Genomic DNA, 13,867 nt, shown 5'->3' with positions numbered 1-13,867 from the left:
GTAGTGATTTTTTACACGTATAGATTGTAGACTTGTACAGGTAAACAAATCACGCACATGGACGGCCCATGAAACGCACTCAGCAGATCAATCAGGTTCGCTGGGACCTGGCACTTCGCTATCGCTTGATCGAGACCGTGGCCTGGTGGGAGGGCCGCCTGACCACGGGCCATCTGATGCAGAGCTTCGGCATCAGTCGCCAGCAAGCATCCAAGGACATCAACACCTACATCACCGAGCATGCGCCTAAGAATCTTACATATGACAAACAACTGAAGGGCTATGTGCCGAGCAAGCACTTCAAGCCGCTGTTCATCGACGACAGTGCCAATGCCTATCTGCAACTGTTGAACCAGACCCACTCGCGGGCACCGCATGTGGAGGGGCTGGCACTCGCCTATGCACACACCAAGGTGCTGGAGGTGCCGAACCGCACAATACGCCCAGAGGTACTGAGGCCACTGCTCAAGGCATGCCGCAATGGCGAGGTGATTGCCATTGAATACGTGTCGTTAGCCAACCCAGTTCCGGAGACGCGACTGATCTCGCCGCATACCTTGATCTACACAGGCATGCGCTGGCATGTACGGGCCTACTGCGAGAAGAACCGCAAGTATCGGGATTTCGTGTTGAGCAGATTCCGTGGGGAGCCGGAGTTCGAGCGAACGAGCGAGAACCTGATCGGCGATGACGAGGAATGGAACACCCTCATCGATGTGATAATCGAGCCGGATTCGCGGCTGAAACCTGACCAGAAGGCGATCATCGAAGTCGACTTCGGTATGGACGATGGCGAACTGGTCATCCCGACGCGGTGTGCGCTCGTGGGTTACGTACTGCAGCGCTACCAGATCGATCCGAAAAAGCTTGAGCCCAAGGCCCCGGCGCAACAGATCGTGGTGAAGAACCTGGAGGCGTTGACCCCTTGGCTCTATGTATAAGCCCTGTTACAGGAGAGATGGCGTTGAATCGTGGCCAGTGTGCAGACATATGTAAAGTTTGCGACGCACCCAAGGTGCTTGGGATGTGCGTGCACTTCAACGCCCATTGATTCACTTGCAAAAGCTTCACTTGCAGTGGCCCAGGGGCCAAGCGTCCATCCCTCCGAGCCCCGGATTCGAACGTCCTCCTCTCGAACTGCAAGCCCCTTTCCAACTATGCCAGGTGTTCATCCATGAATTCGCCCCCCGAACCTGCATGGATTTTTTACCTGTGCATGTAAACACTCTAGATACGCCCTGAAATCCTACATATCTTGCCCCTATCTGACACGGTTGACCTCATCGACTCAGGTCGCTGCGCCAGACCCAAAAAGTCAAATTACCCGAAAGGAACGCACCATGAAAAATCTCCTGGCAACCATTGGGCTCGTGGTGGTGATCAAGAAGGGCTACGAGTTGCACCGCGAATATTCGGAGTTAAAACGCGCCCTTTCGGCACGCGAAAAGGCTCAGTCATGAACTGCTTGTGTGTAGCCGCTATCGCCTAAAGTCAAAATGGCATTGCGCCACCATCCGAGTTAGCATGTCGCGACTCGCTTAACCTAGAAAAGGACCTTCCATGAGTGTTAGCGCCTATCTTCGCGAAAACCTCCGCTCTATCTCTTCCAAGAATGTTTCCGTTGCTCCGGGGATCGATGAAAAAAAGCTGAACAACGCACTTAAGGCCTTCGCATACAACGGGCTGCCAGGAAACGTCGTGGCATTGTTCGACAACACCCTGTTCGGTACTGGCAAGGACGGTCTGCTGTTCACTGGCGAGCAAGTGATCTACCGCTCCGGATTCGCCGACCCGATCCACTTCCCCTACGAAGATATCCGCAGCGCCAAGTACACCCAGGTGCACACCGGAAGCATGGACAAGCTCGAGCACACCCTGATCTTCGAGCGTAAGGATAATAGCCAACTGGTCATCAAGGACCTGAGTGATTGCGACTACGCAGCACTCGCATCCGTGCTGCAGGGCGTTATCGAAAACTTCACCGAGTTCCAGGACGAAAAACAGCTCATCCCTCTCGAGGAGATGGAAGAAGCAGTCAAAGTGGCTTACCTCAAAGTCATCGTGAACATGGCCTACGACAACGACTCGGTCATCGATGAAAAAGAGTTCGCGGAGATCTTGCTGTTGATGACGCGGCTGGACCTGGAACCCGAGTCGCGCTTCACTGTGCGCGCCTACATGACCGGTTTCAACCAGGCGGCAGCGCTCGATGCACTGCTTGCGGAGCTGGACAGCCATTGCCCACGGGGGCAGATTAGGCCGCTGCACATTTCTCTGACCAAAGACTTGATCAACCTGCACTTCTCCACCGGCGGCGGCTCGCTGGAGACCTTTGGCTTCCTACAAAGAAACCGTGCGCTCTTGCAGGTCACCGATGACGAGATCGACCTCGCCGTCGCGGCCATCCGTAACGACCACAGCATGCTGAAGGACGATGTCACCGATGACCAAATTGTCAGCGCGCTGAAGCTGCTTTCGGCGAAGGCCGCGGCTGTCGGCACCCCACTGGCCGCAGTGTATCTCTCGGGTTCGGTGGTAGGCATGTCTGCGGCCGGGCTGACGTCCGGCCTCGCCACGCTGGGCATGGGCGGCATACTCGGCCTGTCGGGCATGACCACGGGGATCGGTGTCGCCGTGCTGCTCGGTGTGGGCGCCTACGCAGGCGTGCGCAAACTGACGGGCGCGGACGAGCTCACGCGCTCGAAGCGACGCGAGCTGATGCTGGTCGAGGTCATCAAGCAGACCCAGGCGACCATTTCGCTGCTGATGCAGGACCTCAACCACATTACCGATCGGCTGAGCCAGGCCCTGGCCGAGCATGGCGAGCAAGGCCAGATGATCCAGCGCCTTACCGCCATGATGGGGCAGATGACCGGCGCCGGTACCGTGCTGACCAACAAGTGCGAAGCGACCCAGAGCAGCGCGACCAAACTGCGCTGCGCTCGTTTCCTCGACGACGCCAAGCTCAAGACGCTCACCAAGGAGCCTACTAAGGCAGAGCTGTTCGACTTCATCAGGTCGTTCTACGAAGAACGTTCATTCTCCCAGGAGAAGGACGGCCAGCAGTTCGAGACGCTCAAGCTCGCAATCAAACCAGGCGTTTCGCCGAAGGCGCTGGAGAACCTTGCCCGAGCCTTTGAAGCGGTCGGTTATTTCAACGTCAGCGATGTACTTGTCGGCGGCGCCGCCGACATGGCAGACAAGGCTAAGGGCAAGCTGCTCGGTCTGTTCTCATGAGCATTAAGAATGCGTCGACTGAACAGGCCCAGGCGATGCTGGTGCAAAAGCACCAGTTGAACACCGCGCTAAACCACGTAGGACTGGTCAATGGTGCACTGCAAAGCCTGCAGGTCACGCAGGCACAGAGCCGCCAGCATCTCGAACTGTTGATGCTCGAAGCTGAAACACTGCTCGAAGGGAACCAGGTGATTTTCGAGGTGGATGACGACGATGCGCTGCTTGTCGAGAGTAGTTATGCCGTACAAGAAAACATCGTGAGCGTCGGCACGCCGCTGCCAAACCTCGACTTCATCGACATGAAAGGCAAGAGCGACTGGAATGGCTATCTCGACCAGGTCACTGCCTATGCCCAGCGATGGCGGATCGAGTTTGGCCACGATCCGTTCCGCGACCTGATGAGCGCAAGCCAACGTATTGCGCTGGAAAGACGCATCCGCGATGAGTTCTCGTACAAGGGCGCCCAGTGCGACAAATACGACTACATGATCGCCGGCACCTGCGGCCTGATCGGCGGCCTGGTGGACGTTCTGTTCGTCGGCCTCCCAGGTCAGGGAGCGCTCACCCACTTTACTGACGAGATGACCGATAACGCGGTGCGGAGGTTCGCTGCCTGGAACGGCTGGCAAGGCCCTAACAAAGGCAGTGACCCGGTAACCAGCGCCATTGGTTTCCTGGAAAGGAAGTACAAGGTCAACTACGACCATCGTCACGGCGGCGATGTCGGCGGCCTATTCAAGATGAGCACGCGCAACCACCACATCAAGAGCCTGGCGCATTCGCCGGACCTAGTCGGGTTGTTCTTTTCGATACTGGATCAGTTCACCAGTAGCGCACATTTCGTCGATGGCGGCCGAATCATCAGTGTCGATACCGAAACGTTCGAGCTCAAGGGCTCGAACCTGGTGGCTAAGCTGTTCTGCGGCTGCATGAATTGGCTGGGGCACCTGTTCTCGGATGTGGCCGGCTCCTCTGGCGCAAAAACGCGAGGGTCGGGTATTCCGATTCCTTTTTACTCGCTACTGCAGTTCATCAACCTCGGCGAGTTTGGACAGCATCGGCAAACCTTCGCCACGATCGCCGTCCAGGTGTTCGAAAAGGGCTACGACCTGCGTCACGGACTGGCAATGGCTATTCCGGTGATGCTTAGCGAAATGTTGACCCGAGTGATGTGGGTCGTGAAGCAGCGCTTCTATCACGAGAAGGAATGGGCTGAGTGCATTCCATCGGCCACTAATCCCGAACTTCAGCGGATGCTGCTAATGGCACACGGCACCCTTTGCGTGGTAGATGGCGCCGATGCGGCGATTCGCTCGGGCGGCGACATGATCCAGTTCATGTTGCGCTCAAACCTCATTGCCTGGGCGCGCTTCGGCACACTGGCACTCAAGGAACTCAACTCCTGGTACCAGGACGGAAGGCTCGACATCAAGGCCGTCGATACCTACCTGGACGCTGAGTACGAGCGGCTAGTGGCGAGCGCGTGACAGATTCAAAGATTTAAAGCTTGGCAGATATGAAGGAGAGACCGCCGGACTGCCGCCCGTACGGCCGCCTTATCGCAGGCCACCCAATGCGCCGCAAGCAGACGGAAGCACCATACAGCCACAACTCAGAACTCTGATAGTTATCAAATTCACGCCCGCGGCCCTTCCCTCTGGCGCGTAGTGAAATCCGTGCGCAACGAATGCGAACGCAGTTGATCCAGTGAGAGCAGTCATGGAAAAAAAAGTACTTGGTGTTTTGCAGAATTTCCATTCCGAAGGTCTTTACGTTGCCCCAGACATTCCACGCAAGAAGGCCGATAACGCCGCCGCGTCGTATGGCATGCCCTCTTCCGCGAAAGTGTTCGCCATCGTTGATTCGACGGTTTTCGGTTCAGCCAAGAACGGCCTGGCGTTTACCTCACATGGCCTGTTCTGGAAAAACGACTGGACTACCACCTCGGCTAAAACTCATATGCCGTGGGAAGAGTTCAAAGCCACGACTCAGGGTCGGGCCACAAAAGGCTCTGAACTGTTCTTGGGTAATGGCTGCGCGTTCGGCATGGCCGGTTCGAGCATGAAGCCCGAGGCTCTGCTGCAACTGCTGGAGAAGTTAGCGGAGCAGTTGCAGGAACCTGCCGAGCCGGTGGGGCATGCAGTCGAGGCGCCCATTGGGCAGCCTGCTACCGGCCAGGCGCCAGTTGTACGCGAAGAGCCTGTCAGCGCCCCGCCTGCAGCTGTTATTCCTCCTCGGCCACCGCAACCTGAGCCTGAGCCTATCCGCAAGCCCGCGTTCGAAGGCAGCTATCAGCAAGATCAGCTGCAGATCCTCAATGCAGTGGCCAAGCGACACAGGTTGTCCCACCAGATCCAGGTGGCACCCTCGATCAAGGTGTACAAGGTCGAGAAGGTCATCGAGATATCGGCTGGGCAGATCAAGCCATACGACATCCTGATGATCGTCGATAACACCTTCCTGCAGACTGCCAAGGACTTCTTGGTGGTGACCGCTCAGGCAGTGTGGGCCAAGGGGACACTTCGCAAACTCGAGCAATTCCCGATCAGCGAGATTCGCAGCATTCGCTGCGAGGCGAAGAATCTCTACATCAACGACTACGATTTCCAGTACTTCGATCAGCTTTCAGAGAACGAAGTGCTGGTGATGACCAACATGCTCAAAGAGCTGGTTGTGGCGTTGGGCAACCAGCAGCAGCGCTCGGTTGGCGGGGGCGAACCACAGCTACCTCACCTGCTAGACAACGTTCTGTCTGCGATATACGACGATGTCATCAACGATGCCGTCAGCCGTATGCGCCTGGACAATCCACAAGGTCGAGAGCTCATTACGGCACTGACTGACTGCTGCTTCGCCACATTCTTGCTGGTGAGCGCTCGCCTACAAGAGCATCAGAGCTCAGACCGTGCAGAGATGCTGGGGCAATACCTGCTGGCACAAACCCTGGCGACTGTGTTCGCGCTCCGAAGCAGTGGCGAGTTGTGGAGCAGCCTGGAACTACAAGTAGCGTACATGATGATTCAGGGACGGTTGATTTACCGCGTGTTCGGGCAGACCGAGCGGGCCGGTATCGATATGTATCCTGGGCAAGAGTGCTATGTGCAAGCGCTTAGAAGTGTGATGGAGGCAGGTAGTCTTGATGACGGCCTGGATGCGCTACGCGACGTGCTGGGGGAGATTACGCGGGCGAATCAAAAAGCAATTGAGGCTGCGTTTGAATGTGCCGATCAAGTTCAAGAGATGTTTATTGAAGGGTTGTAAGTAGCGGTCTTCCAGGGTTGAAGCGGGCAGACGGGGGGGGGGTCAAGCCCGCCGTCTGCTAGGTGCGAATACAGAGATGCTGCCAACTGAGCCATGTTTATCGCAGTGCCAAGCTACACAGGCAGGTAGAAAATCGCACCGGCCGCTTTGCGTTAGGCGGGCCGGACAAGAACTGGGCTGCACATAACCTGCTTTGATTCCAGGTCACCGAGGGAGAACGTCTGGGTGTTCCAGTCCCCTACCCTACCCAGTTTGGACGTACACCGAAGGCCATCCAGAGCCATCCAGAGCCATTCTGGATTTCGTCAGGAATCGCCATTCGTGATCGCTCATGTAAGGCTTCTGAGTGGGGCCAAAATTGGGGGCATATTAGGATTTTTTTAAACTGAAACTACCGAGCTAGAGCCAAGTCAAAATGTTTTTTGGCGATCCTGAGAGCCTTTAACGCCAGGTTACGCCGACGATTCACAAAGCCTGTACACGTGAATAAAACGCTGTCCTAACCAAGCCTCAATCGTCCATCAGCCCCGCGAAAGGACGTTCAACCTAACCCAGGTCGAGCAGCAAAACGACCTATCGAAGGAACTCTCCTGATGGAGCTCAGACAGCTTCAATACTTTCTTAAGATTGCCGAACACAGAAGCTTGAGCCGGGCTGCTGCTGAGCTTGGCCTGGGGGTTTCTGCCTTAAGCCAGCAAGTCAGTAAGCTGGAAAATGAACTGAGTACTCGGTTACTCAATCGCACGACCACTGGCGTGACACCGACCAGCGCCGGCATGGCGTTTCTTCACCATGCGCAACTTGCGGTAAGGCAGATAGGTAATGCGGTAGATGCCGCTCAGCGAGGTCGCATGAGCGGATACGTCAGTGTGGGCCTGCCACCCACTACGGCCAGCGTTCTGGCGTTGCCTCTGATCGAGCGCATGCGCACCCGCTACCCTGACATTCAGCTGCACTTAGTGGAGATGTTATCTGGCCATCTCGCGAGCCAGCTTAACGCTCGGCAGTTAGATCTGGCGGTTGTGTTCCAAGCCGATGCCGGAAGGCGATGGCACGTCACTCCGTTGCTCGACGAAAAGCTGTTTGTCATAGCAGTCCCGACTCTGCTTGATATCCCTGAAGGCGATACCGTGCAAATTGATCAACTCGGGCATGTACCGTTGGTTATGCCGAGTGCACAGCACGGATTACGCACTAGCATAATCATGGCGTTTGAGCGCAGTGAAACCGTTCCTCACATCGTGATGGAGATCGATGGGCTAGCGACGCTGATGCAAGCAGTCAAAGCTGGACATGCAGCGACAATACAGCCTGGTGCCGCCGCCGCTCGCTTAGGGGATGCAGAACTTCGCATGGTCGAAATCTCTGACGACCATGTGGGGCGCCGCAACTTCCTAGCCAGCCTTTCGGACGACGAGCTGTCCCCTGCTGCGTTAGCCACGCGCGTCGTTCTTCTTGAGGTCAGCCGTGAGCTAGTGAATATGCACCTTTGGCCGGGGGCAAGCCTTCAACCGCCAGAGGCTCTCCATCGGGTAGGCCTTTAGTAAAAGTAAAGGCCCTGCCGCTAGCACGTTCTTTCGACCACCCAGACCTCGCATTAAGCTTCGCTCACTCACAAGGAGCACCGTGCTCCAGCCGGTTGTAGAGTCGAGTCGAGGAAAATAACAATGATTGATGTGTTAGTCATCGGAGGGGGTAATGCCGCCTTATGCGCTGCGCTGATGGCGCGGGAGGCTGGTGCGAGCGTCATGCTTCTGGAAGGCTCGCCCAAGATTTGGCGGGGTGGCAATTCGCAGCACACACGTAACCTTCGGTGTATGCATGATGCGCCGCAAGACGTTTTAGTAGACGCCTACCCGGAGGAAGAGTACTGGCAGGATTTGCTGAAGGTCACCGGCGGGATCACGAATGAAAAACTTGCCCGAATCACGATCCTTGCATCTTCCAACTGCCGAGACTGGATGCGCTCCCACGGCGTTCACTTCCAGGCGCCGCTCTCCGGCGCGCTCCATGTTGCAAGGACAAATGCCTTTTTCATGGGCGGTGGCAAAGCCTTGGTCAATGCTTATTTCCGAAGCGCTGAGCGAATAGGCGTTCAGATTCGCTATAACGCCCAGGTCACCGATATCGAGCTCAAGGACGGAAAGTTCATTGCTGCACATCTCCCTGAACGCGTGGTGGATGACGAGCATCTGCCGGCTGAACGGATCGAGGCCAAGTCCTGTGTGCTCGCTGCTGGCGGTTTTGAATCCAACCGTGAATGGTTGCGAGAAGCCTGGGGCCAGAACGAACGGGGTGAATGGCCCTCCGATAACTTTTTGATTCGCGGCACGCGTTTCAATACCGGAGTGCTACTTAAACGCATGATAGCGCTGGGCGCGGATGTCATCGGTGACCCGACTCAAGCCCACATGGTTGCGATTGATGCGCGGGCTCCTCTCTACGATGGAGGGATATGCACCCGTATCGACTGTGTGTCTCTTGGGGTCGTAGTCAATCGGGAAGGTGAGCGCTTCTACGATGAAGGCGAGGATTTCTGGCCCAAACGTTATGCCATCTGGGGTCGACTGGTCGCAGGGCAGCCCGGTCAGCAAGCGTATTCAATCATCGACCAGCAAGCTATAGGCAGATTCATGCCACCTGTGTTTCCAGGCACCACCGCTAACACACTGGCAGAGCTTGCCCGGAAACTGAACCTGCCCGTCGAGACCTTCGTTAAGACGGTGGAAGATTTCAATCAGGCATGCCAGGCAGGGACATTCGATCATACCGCGCTCGATGACTGCCACACTGAGGGCCTAACCCCTGCGAAGACCCACTGGGCGCGCCCTCTAGTTAACCCCCCTTTCTATGCATATCCGCTCAAGCCGGGAGTTACGTTCACATACTTGGGACTGGCGACTGACGAAACCTCTGCCGTTCATTTCAACGGCAAGCCTAGCCCCAACTTGTTCGTCGCAGGGGAGATGATGGCTGGGAACGTACTGGGAAAAGGTTACACAGCCGGGATTGGCATGGCCATCGGCACTGCTTTCGGTCGCGTTGCCGGGGTCCAAGCCGCAGCCAGCGCAGACATTGCTTCCAAATCAGAGACAGGGGGATCTCGATATGCAGCTTTATGATCCCAAAACTGCCAACCCGTTGATTCCGGTTCTAAATGTCGATGAGACTGAAGTTCAGCGACAAATGACCATTTGCAACTCGTGCCGTTATTGCGAAGGGTTTTGCGCAGTTTTTCCAGCCATGACGCGCCGCCTGGCGTTTGGGCAAGCAGACATCCATTACTTGGCCAACTTGTGTCACAACTGCGGCGCATGCTTGCATTCTTGTCAGTACGCAGCCCCGCACGAGTTTGCGGTCAATGTTCCCAAAGCCATGGCCAAGGTGAGGGTCGATACCTATGGGGAATACGCGTGGCCTAGACCATTTGGCCAGCTTTATCAGCGTAATGGGCTGACCCTCGCTGTAGCCTCGGGTATTGGCCTGGCGCTGTTTTTGTGTCTGACGCTGGCCATCATGGGCAACCTGTTCCGTGAAATGCCGGGCGGTAATTTCTACGGCATTTTCCCTCATAACACCCTTGCATTGATGTTTGGCGCCGTGTTTGGTTTCTCCATATTGGCGTTAGGGATTGGCGTGAGGCGTTTCTGGAAAAATGTGTCACCCGCCCAAGTTCCTACTTCCCTGAAGGCATCGGCAGCCATCGAGGCAACAGCCAATGTCGCTAAGCTCAAGTACCTGGACGGCGGTCATGGTGAGGGGTGCAACAACGCCGATGACAAATTCACGCTCTGGCGACGTCGCTTCCACCACTTCACGTTCTATGGCTTCCTGTTGTGCTTTGCAGCCACTTGTGTGGCCACGCTTTTCCACTACTTTCTCAACTGGTCCGCCCCCTACCCTCTCTTCAGCCTTCCAGTGATTCTCGGCGTACTAGGCGGCATTGGGTTGTTGGTGGGTCCTGCAGGCTTGTTATGGTTGAACTTCCGGCGTGATCCCGAACATGGCGATGCGAACCAAAGGCCCATGGATCGTGGTTTCATAGCCCTGCTGTTTCTGGTCAGCCTTAGCGGTCTGGCTTTGCTGGCCTGGCGGGAGTTTTCAGCCATGCCGCTGCTGCTGGCGATCCACTTAGGATTCGTTATGGCCTTCTTCCTGACGATGCCTTACAGCAAATTCGCCCATGGGATTTTTCGATGTGCGGCGTTGCTTAAGTTCTCAATCGAGAAACGCCAACCAAATCCTATCAACGCCGGGAGCGATTGAATCCGGCCTTCACGATTAGAACCCGTTTTTTCACAGAAATAACTAATGCAAGGAGACGAAATTGAAAACTCTCGAGTTTCTCACCCATGCTCTCAATAGTTACGTATTGCGGAGGAAACGCTCGAGCACATTGTTGGTGATCATCACGGTGTAGATGTCTGCCTGCATGAGCCCATGCACCCATTCGCACGTGGCGGCAGTGAACACCTCGCCTCGACCTTTGTGGAAGTGCACCACCATGCCGGCCCCGCGGCTATGCATATCGATGCTGGCGTCGCTGAGGTCCGGCGCCAGGATGGAAGCACGAAACCGCGCATCGCCATCGCCGAGCATGAATGAATAGGCATCCTCGGACCGGCCATGCTCGGCATTGGTCGCCCAGCCCATGGCGAGGATTTGCAATCCGCAGGGCGCCCCGTCTGTGTAGAGCGGTTCCGGGAGGCCGTCGACGAAGGTGTATTCCAGGCCATCCACCTCATAGCCGAAGAGGTTGGCTTCGTCCGCGAACATATCCGCGTAGCCGAGGCCCGTCCCCATGAACGCCCAGTGCTTGGGCCTGAAGACTGTGTAGCCGCGCGGGCTGCGCGGCGCCATGCCTCCAAAGCTGGCGTAAATGCCTCGCAGAGCATTCACCCCGAACGTCGTTGCCCCGGGGTGATTCACCCTCGGATCTTCCCAGGCCCCCGTTAGCCGATGAGGCTCGGTAGCGGCCACAGGATCGAGCGCACCGGCGTCGTACTTGTAGGCCACCTGCCGCCGGCCTTCATCCTCCAGGCGAATCTGCCACATGAAATTGCCGGCGAAGCGTGCGACCTTGCCGCCCTCCTCGACAAAGGCGTCGACATGGTCACGCATTTCCCGCGTCCAGTACTCGTCGTGCCCGATGAAAACGGCGCAGGCGTAGCCCTCGAGTGCGTGGGGGTCGTGATGCAAATCGTCCTGGGTCAGGATATGCACCGTATAACCTTGCTGCTCGGCCCAGAGCACAAAAGGTCTCTCGTAGGAAGCCCACCCCGCCAGCGCGTAGTACTTGGCGTAGCCGTTTAGGCTGGCCCATTCGATGAACTCATAGCGCGCCGGCCCTGGCGTGCGGGGCCGGGTCGCGTTGACGCAACGTGGCGCATCGGCCGGCAGCCACACCTGCCCTCGCGCCCAGGGGCGCTGTGCCGACAGCAACGGTGAGCGACCACGTGGCGTGCCGGGATGAACGCCAAAGTAATGATTGGCGCCGCCCCAGTCGTTATAAGCGGCCCACGTCGAGGTGGCCGCGACGAGCACCAAGGCATCGGCACGCTTGCACAGCGCCTTGACGATAAACAGATGATGCCCGAGGACGCTGTCGTCGCCGTCCCGCACTTCCACTATGTAGCCACCCTGCTCGGCATCCGCCGGAATTGACCATTGCATGAAGACAGGCCATTGGCAGCCATGCTCATAGGCACGTTCGGGTATGGGGTGGAATCGAGCGTCAAGGCTGTCGGTGGTATGCAGCGTGCGGGCGATGGCGCCATCACGATAGATCCGCAGCCTCACGTGCGGGCGGTTCGACGACAGATACAGGCAAACCGAATCACCCGGGTTATAGGCGCGACGGTCCGAGTAGCACCAGGCGGCCGCCGGGCCCGACTCGCAAGGAACTTCGACCCAGGTCTCGCGTGCGGCCTGACGTGGGCCCGAAGTCTGGCTGACGATCACGTTGGCGCCCGGGCGTTCGCCTCGCGCAGCGGTGTTTTTGAGGTCTGTGGAATTCATTGAGTCGTACTCCTTTGATCGGCTGATTCTGCGGGTCGACCAGCCAACGTGTTTACGCTGACTCGAGCGCCAGGCGCCTTGATGTGCGCAAGGTCGATGCCCGCTGTTTCGTCGATAAGAAACCCTGCCAGCACGGTGACGACGCCCAACCCGATCACATAGCTGACGTACAGATAGCCAAGGTCGGCGCCGCTGAGATAGTTGTGTAGATAAGGGGCGGTGCCGCCAAAGATCGCCACCGAAACCGACGAGACCAAACCCACGCCCTGGGCCCGTGCCTGGGTGGGCACCTGCTCGGAGAGCACAGCAGGGAAAATCGCCGCGATCAGCGACCAGGCGCCCAGCCCCAGCACCTGGGCCAAAAACAGCGTCCAGGGCTCAGTGGTCACCATTATCGAAAGGGGATAGGTCAGCACGATCACGCCCAGGCCCCAGGCGATAACCATGGGCCGGCGCCCTACCCGATCGGACACCATCCCGCAGACCGGCAACCAGCACACACAGAGGAGCTGCGCGAGAAGGCTGGCCACATAGGCTCCCGTGGCGTCCATGCCCTGGGCAATCGCCGTCGAAGCACCGAACGTGACCCACGCGTAGTAAGTGACATTGGCGGCCGCTGCAAGCATGACGATGTTGCGCGCCACGCGTAGCATTTCGCCCCTGGACAGCTTGCGCGGGGGCCGCGCTTGCCCTTGCTGCTCTACGAACACATGAGATTCCTGCGCACCGCGGCGCAGAAACAGCGCGTAAATACCGAGCACTCCACCAATGGCGAAGCCGATCCGCCAGCCGTAGTCACCCATGGCCTGGGCGCCCAGCAGCCAGGTCAGCGTCGCCGCCACGGCCGTTGCCGCCATCACGCCCAGCGTCACCCCCACATACACGGAACTGGACCATAAGCCACGGTGCTTGCTTGGGGCGATCTCAGCGACATAGGTGTAGGAAACCCCTGTCTCGCCACCATGGGCGAGCCCCTGCATCAGCCGGAAAAATAGCAGCGCGCCCGACGCATACAGGCCAATGCTCTGGTAGTCAGGGATAAGCGCGATGCCCAGGCTGCTGATCGCAAGCAGCAGCATGGTGAGCACCATGATGGTCCGGCGCCCCAGTCGGTCGCTCAGCCGGCCAAACAACCAGCCGCCGACAGGGCGTGCGACAAAGCCAACCGCAAACACTGCAAGGGTCGCGAGCATCGCGGAGCGCGCATCGGTCTTGTCGAACAGGTTGCTTGCCAGGTACACCGAAAAGGTGGCGTACAGGGTCCAGTCGAACCATTCGAGCGCATTGCCGATACCGGCTGCGCGCAACGATTTGAGGCGTCCTTGGTGAGACGTCGTATTGTTCATGGGGT

Annotated in this window: 9 protein-coding genes; 7 read left to right on the top strand and 2 right to left on the bottom strand. The window is 57.6% G+C overall.

Features of this window, described 5'->3' with window-relative positions; genetic code table 11:
* Positions 1-68: 68 nt before the first annotated feature.
* The 7 genes from B9N88_RS19980 to tcuB all read left to right on the top strand — a co-directional run bounded on the left by B9N88_RS19980 (position 69) and on the right by tcuB (position 10,764).
* Entirely contained in the window at positions 69-941 is an 873-nt protein-coding gene (locus B9N88_RS19980; protein ID WP_027605750.1) for a helix-turn-helix transcriptional regulator, read from the top strand.
* Positions 942-1,560: 619 nt separating this feature from the next.
* Positions 1,561-3,237 carry a hypothetical protein gene (locus B9N88_RS19975; protein WP_027605749.1) on the top strand — a complete coding sequence of 559 codons (1,677 nt, stop codon included), beginning with the start codon at positions 1,561-1,563 and terminating at the stop codon, positions 3,235-3,237.
* Complete coding sequence (locus B9N88_RS19970; protein WP_027605748.1) at positions 3,234-4,724, top strand: hypothetical protein; 1,491 nt, start codon at positions 3,234-3,236, stop codon at positions 4,722-4,724. The genes B9N88_RS19975 and B9N88_RS19970 overlap by 4 nt, the downstream gene beginning before the upstream one ends.
* A gap of 232 nt (positions 4,725-4,956) precedes the next feature.
* Positions 4,957-6,498, top strand: coding sequence for a hypothetical protein (locus tag B9N88_RS19965; RefSeq protein ID WP_027605747.1), 1,542 nt, complete (start codon positions 4,957-4,959; stop codon positions 6,496-6,498).
* A gap of 593 nt (positions 6,499-7,091) precedes the next feature.
* A complete protein-coding gene (locus B9N88_RS19960; protein ID WP_027605746.1) occupies positions 7,092-8,042 on the top strand; it encodes a LysR family transcriptional regulator in 951 nt (316 codons plus the stop codon).
* Between the two features lie 123 nt (positions 8,043-8,165).
* Positions 8,166-9,620: an FAD-dependent tricarballylate dehydrogenase TcuA gene (gene tcuA, locus B9N88_RS19955; RefSeq protein ID WP_027605745.1), complete on the top strand. Its 1,455-nt coding sequence runs from the start codon at positions 8,166-8,168 to the stop codon at positions 9,618-9,620.
* Positions 9,607-10,764, top strand: a complete 1,158-nt coding sequence (tcuB, locus tag B9N88_RS19950) for a tricarballylate utilization 4Fe-4S protein TcuB (RefSeq protein WP_027605744.1) — start codon at positions 9,607-9,609, stop codon at positions 10,762-10,764. The genes tcuA and tcuB overlap by 14 nt, the downstream gene beginning before the upstream one ends.
* A gap of 99 nt (positions 10,765-10,863) precedes the next feature.
* Here the strand turns inward: tcuB and B9N88_RS19945 are convergent, their stop codons facing one another.
* Together B9N88_RS19945 and B9N88_RS19940 are read right to left on the bottom strand one after the other, a co-directional pair.
* Positions 10,864-12,516 carry a N,N-dimethylformamidase beta subunit family domain-containing protein gene (locus B9N88_RS19945; RefSeq protein WP_051429349.1) on the bottom strand — a complete coding sequence of 551 codons (1,653 nt, stop codon included), beginning with the start codon at positions 12,514-12,516 and terminating at the stop codon, positions 10,864-10,866.
* Entirely contained in the window at positions 12,513-13,862 is a 1,350-nt protein-coding gene (locus B9N88_RS19940) for an MFS transporter (RefSeq protein WP_043293535.1), read from the bottom strand. Before B9N88_RS19940 ends, B9N88_RS19945 begins: the two co-directional genes overlap by 4 nt.
* Positions 13,863-13,867 lie beyond the last annotated feature (5 nt).

Origin of the sequence: Pseudomonas sp. LAMO17WK12:I1, from assembly GCF_900177315.1 — a bacterium.
Lineage (GTDB): Bacteria > Pseudomonadota > Gammaproteobacteria > Pseudomonadales > Pseudomonadaceae > Aquipseudomonas > Aquipseudomonas marginalis.
Note: the sequence above shows the minus strand (reverse complement) of the source record. Positions and strands in the feature narration are given on the sequence as shown.

What these genes read in the sequence shown, in the direction of transcription:
- B9N88_RS19970 (WP_027605748.1), top strand. Translation starts at nt 3,234, where the DNA reads ATGAGCATTAAGAATGCGTCGACTGAACAGGCCCAGGCGATGCTGGTG.
- B9N88_RS19965 (WP_027605747.1), top strand. Translation starts at nt 4,957, where the DNA reads ATGGAAAAAAAAGTACTTGGTGTTTTGCAGAATTTCCATTCCGAAGGT.
- tcuA (WP_027605745.1), top strand. Translation starts at nt 8,166, where the DNA reads ATGATTGATGTGTTAGTCATCGGAGGGGGTAATGCCGCCTTATGCGCT.
- B9N88_RS19975 (WP_027605749.1), top strand. Translation starts at nt 1,561, where the DNA reads ATGAGTGTTAGCGCCTATCTTCGCGAAAACCTCCGCTCTATCTCTTCC.
- B9N88_RS19940 (WP_043293535.1), bottom strand. Translation starts at nt 13,862, where the DNA reads ATGAACAATACGACGTCTCACCAAGGACGCCTCAAATCGTTGCGCGCA.
- tcuB (WP_027605744.1), top strand. Translation starts at nt 9,607, where the DNA reads ATGCAGCTTTATGATCCCAAAACTGCCAACCCGTTGATTCCGGTTCTA.
- B9N88_RS19945 (WP_051429349.1), bottom strand. Translation starts at nt 12,516, where the DNA reads ATGAATTCCACAGACCTCAAAAACACCGCTGCGCGAGGCGAACGCCCG.
- B9N88_RS19980 (WP_027605750.1), top strand. Translation starts at nt 69, where the DNA reads ATGAAACGCACTCAGCAGATCAATCAGGTTCGCTGGGACCTGGCACTT.
- B9N88_RS19960 (WP_027605746.1), top strand. Translation starts at nt 7,092, where the DNA reads ATGGAGCTCAGACAGCTTCAATACTTTCTTAAGATTGCCGAACACAGA.